Source organism: Variovorax boronicumulans (assembly GCF_029892485.1).
GTDB classification, from domain to species: Bacteria; Pseudomonadota; Gammaproteobacteria; order Burkholderiales; family Burkholderiaceae_C; genus Variovorax; species Variovorax boronicumulans_B.
Genome location: NZ_JARXVG010000033.1, coordinates 1 through 5,010 on the forward strand (window position 1 = coordinate 1; position 5,010 = coordinate 5,010).

General features: G+C 64.2%; 1 protein-coding gene. It reads right to left on the reverse strand.

Annotated features, from left to right (window positions below):
• Positions 1–4,997 (reverse strand): MupA/Atu3671 family FMN-dependent luciferase-like monooxygenase (locus tag M2282_RS30885; RefSeq protein ID WP_280812581.1); only part of this gene is annotated, 4,997 nt, incomplete at its 3' end.
• Between the last annotated feature and the right edge of the window lie 13 nt (positions 4,998–5,010).

A 5,010-nucleotide genomic window follows, 5' to 3' on the forward strand; every position in this document is an offset into this window, starting at 1 on the left:
CCGGGGCGGTTGAGGTAGCCGCGTGCGAGGCCGGCGCCCGCGATGTAGAGCTCGCCGGCCACGCCTGCGGGCACCGGACGCAGCTGGGCGTCCAGGACATAGGCTTGCGTGTTCCATGTCGGCTTGCCGATGCAGTGGATGGCGGAGTGCGTGGATGCCTGATCACTCTGGTAGGTGGTGCCAAATATGGTGACCTCGGTAGGGCCATACAGCTCAACCACCTCGGCGCGAGGGAAATAGTCCGAAATTTTTTGCAGCAGCTTGTCCGATACAGCGTCACCACCTACCAGCAGAGTCCGCAATGCCGGGTACAAGGCCTGTGCTCTTTCAATGCCAAGGAAGGTCAGCCAAGCCTCCATCAGGCTTGGCACGGCATGGAAGAATGTGGCGGCCTTCGTCCTGGCAACAAGTACCTTGATGTCCGGCACCTCTTCCGCACGCAGCAGCAAGGTGGACCCGCCGCTGATCAACGGCAGGAGCATCTCGAGCAAGGAAATGTCAAAGGATCGAGAAGCGAGATTGGGGATCGTATCGACCGCCGAAAACGCCAGAACGTGTCGTGTGCTCGCCAGCTTTGCTGCCAAATGCCGATGCTGGACCATCACGCCCTTGGGCGTTCCCGTGGAGCCTGAGGTGTAGATCAGGTAGGCGAGGGAGTCGGGTGAAACGGGTTCCAGGTCGGTGCTGGCGCAGTCACTCCAGGGGCGCTCGGCACCATCAAGCAACAATGTCTCTAGGAAGCCTTGTCTCTCGATCTGCTGCGTGGCGATGTGCGCTTGAGTGATCAGCACCTTCGGTGCGCTGTCCTCGAGCATGAGGCGCAATCGGTTGGCTGGATAGGCAGGATCCAGGGGAACATAGACGCCTCCTGCTTTCAGGACTGCGAGCAGCGCGCTCACTGTCTCGAAGCCATGCTCGATACAGATGGCAACCCGGTCGTCGCGTTGGATACCGATCGCGATGAGGTGGTGAGCAAGGCGGTTGGCGCGCTCGTTGAGCTGGGTGTAGGTGAGCGATGCGTCCTCGAAGACGAGGGCGGTGGCGTGGGGTGTCCGTGCGACCTGCTGCTCAAAGAGTTCGGGCAGGGTGGCCTGGGGCACGGGGTGTGCGGTGTCGTTCCATTCGAGCAGGATCTGCTGGCGCTCTGCGGGCTCCAGGATCTCGATGGCGCCGATGGGCTGGGCGGGGTCGGCCGCGATCGCTGCGAGCACGCGCTGCAGCCGTGCGGCCAGGCGCTCTACCGTGGCGCGATCGAACAGGTCGGTGGCGAACTCGATCGTGCCGAAGATGCCCTGGGCAGCGCCGTCCGCGCCACGCCGTTCCGTCAGGCTGAAAGACAGGTCGAACTTGGCGCTGTTGGCGCCGATGAGCTCACCCTTGACGTGGATGCCCGGCAGCTCGAAGCTGATCCTGGCATTGTTCTGCAGGACGAGGGCCACCTGGAACAGCGGATGTCGCGCCATGGAGCGCACCGGATTGAGCACCTCCACGAGGCGCTCGAACGGCAGGTCCTGGTGCTCGTAGGCGGCCAGGCTGGTCTCGCGCACGCGCGCCAGCAGATCCCTGAAGCTGGGGTTGCCCGAGGTGTCGGTGCGCAGCACGAGCGTGTTGGCGAAGAAGCCCACGAGATCGTTGAGGGCCTCGTCGGTGCGTCCGGCGATGGGACTGCCCAGAGGGATGTCGGTGCCTGCGCCCATGCGTGTGAAGAGCGTCGAGAGCGCGGCCTGCAGCACCATGAACAGGCTGGCCTGTCCCTCGCGTGCGAGCGCGGCAAGGCGCTGGTGCAGTGCTGCATCGAGTTGGAAATCGAGGCTCTCGCCGCGGTAGCTGGAGACTGTGGGGCGCGGCCGATCGGTGGGCAGATCGAGCTGCTCGGGCAGGCCCGCGAGGGTCTTCTGCCAGTAGCTCAACTGCTTTGCAATGACGCTGTCGGACTCGCTCTCATGGCCCAGCAGCGCGTGCTGCCAGAGGGTGTAGTCGGCGTACTGCACGGGCAGCGGTGCCCATGCCGGCGGCTTCCCTTGGGCTCGGGCCCCATAAGCCGCGGCCAGATCGCGCGTCAGCGGTGCCCATGACCAGCCGTCGCTGACGATGTGGTGGCGCAACAGCAGCAGGGCGTGATGCTCGGCATCGAGATGGAACAGCCAGGCGCGGAAGGGGATCTCGCGCGACAGCTCGAAGCCGTGGTCGGCCGCCTGTGCGATGTGCCGGGCGAGGGTCGCCTCCGTCACATCGGCCACCTCGAGGATGGCACCCAGGTGCCCGGGTTCCAGGATGAGCTGCTGTGGTTCATCGTCCGCTGTCTGCGGGAAGATGGTTCGCAGGCTCTCATGGCGGGTCACCAGGTCGGCCAGGGCCTGTTCAAGGGCGTCGTCGTCCAGCTTGCCGGTCAGGCGCATGGCGGCAGGGACGTTGTAGGTCGCGGTGGGGCCATCGAGCCGATAGAGAAACCAGAGACGACGCTGTGCGTAGGACAACGGGATCAGGCTGGGCCGAGCCATCGGGCGCAGGACCTCGCGTGCGACTTGTGCTTCGTTCAGCCTGTGCGCCAGCTGTGCGACGGTGGGGGCCTCGAAGAGGGTGCGGATGGCGATCTCGACGCCCAGGGCGGAGCGGATGCGGCTGATGAGCTTGGTGGCCAGCAGGGAGTGGCCACCCAGGTCGAAGAAGTTGTCGTCGATGCCCACCTGGGCGATGCCCAGGACATCGGCAAAGAGGGAGGCCAGGATCTCCTCCTGGGGCGTGCGAGGCGTGCGGATGCTCAGCGGAGTGAAGTCCGGCGCGGGCAGTGCGCGGCGATCCAGCTTGCCGTTGGGCGTGAGCGGCAGGGCATCGAGCCAGACGTAGTGCGCGGGCACCATGTGGGCAGGCAGCGTGGCGCCAAGATGGGCTCGCAGCTCGGCTGCTTCGGGAGGCGCCGGGATGCGGCTACCTTCCATGACTGCCTTCAGATGCACGAGGTTTTCCAGAGTCGTGTCAGCGTCGACACCGAAGTCGACAAGGCAAGCGAATTCACTGACACCGATCTTTTCCAGGTCGCGGACGAAGCGAAGGCAAGTTTGCGGTCCCCCGATCAGCGATGACGTTCCGAAGTACCTGCGTACCGCCATAGCTATCAATTTCTCAGTGTCGATCTCCCCGATTGTCTTGTTGACCCCCGCTTCACCGAGGTCTTGCAGAACACTTTTGCGAAGTTCAGTATGGGCACGGAAATACTGCGCCATTGGCTCATAGGCGATGCGACGTGCCGTCTCATCGTCGGCGCCCACGAATGTATGCAGCATCAGGCTGACTTTCCGTGTCTCCGGATCGTGGCCATTGGCACACAACGCCTCCCGGTAAATCCGGATGTTGTCGGTCAACTCCGGCACGGTCATATTGAGCAACGCCGTCAGAACATTGGCGCCCATTCGTCCCGCCGCCTCGAAGGTTGCCGGACTTCTGCCGGCAGTGATCCAGGTAGGCAATTCGGATTGAACAGGTTTGGGAAGCAAGCGAACCTGCGTCTCTTGACCCGTGCCGTTGCGTGCAGTCAGCGCTTCGCCGCGCCACAGCGCCTGCACCTTCTCGATCCCGTCGAGCATGATCTGGAAGCGATCGGTGTATGCATCCGGTGCGAATACAAAGTCTTGCGGCACCCAACCCGACGCGAAGGCGATAGCGGCACGTCCATGAGAGAGGTTGTCGACGACTGACCACTCCTCTGCCACGCGCAGCGGATGATGCAGCGGCAAGACAACGCTGCCCGCGCGCAGCTGAATTCGCTCGGTAGCCATTGCAAGCGCAGCACTCAGGACGGAGGGATTGGGGAATGCTGCAGCGACCTTGGTGAAATGGCGCTCCGGTGTCCAGACGGCACTGAAACCATTGGCATCCGCAAACTTTGCGCCCTCGATATAGAGCCGATAAAGTTCGCCCTCCTGATCTCGGCTTGCGTCCGCGAAATAGAACAGGCCGAACTCCGGATGTTGAATCCTGCGATCAGGCGCCGTTGCCCGGTCGGCAACGAGATAAGCAACAAGACGCGGGTCCTGCGCCCCCTCCTCGCGTGCGATGACGGCGGCCTGTGCGACGCCGGGCAGCTGGGTGAGTGCGGCCTCGATCTCGCCGGGCTCGATGCGAAAGCCGCGGATCTTGACCTGCTGGTCGGCGCGCCCGAGGAAGTCGAGCACGCCGTCGGCGCGCCAGCGCGCCAGGTCGCCGGTGCGGTACATGCGGCTGCCTGGGGCACCGAAGGGGCTGGCGACGAAGCGCTCGGCGCTCAGGCCGGGGCGGTTGAGGTAGCCGCGTGCGAGGCCGGCGCCCGCGATGTAGAGCTCGCCGGCCACGCCTGCGGGCACCGGACGCAGCTGGGCGTCCAGAACATACGCCTGCATGCCTGCAATCGGGGTGCCGATCGGGACGTTGTTCTCGCTCCTTGCCTCGACGGCCCAGGCCGTTGCATCCCAGAACTCCGACGTGCCATAGATGTTGAGCAGCAGCGCGTCCGGGAAGAGCTCCTTGAAACGGTTGGCCAGACTTGGGGTCAGTGCTTCTCCACTGCAGACCCAGTACTTCAGATGGGCGAGCCGCTGACTCACGTCATTGCCATGTTCGAGCATGGCTTGCAGCAACGAGGGAACCAGAACAATCCGTTGGACCTTGTGGCTAGCCAGAAGGTCGACCAGTTGCGCCACATCCCTGCCGACTTGCGGCGGCACGATGATGACGCGCTGCCCGGCCAGCAGCGGCATGAATGTTTCCCAGAGGAAGTCGATGAAGTTGTGAGTGGTCTTCTGAGCGTAGGCGGTGTCGGCCTCTGATCCCTGGATGTCCCAGTGCAATCGATTGGCAACCGCCTGGTAGGTCCCTCCCACCCCCTTCGGTTTGCCGGTCGAGCCCGATGTGTAGAGGACATAGGCAAGGCCCAGCGGTCTGAGCGGCCGGGTGCGATGCCCGTCGGTGGGGTTGGTGTGGGGTGCGGCTGCGATGGCGTGCAGGAGGGCGGGCTCGTCCATGCACAGAAGGGGC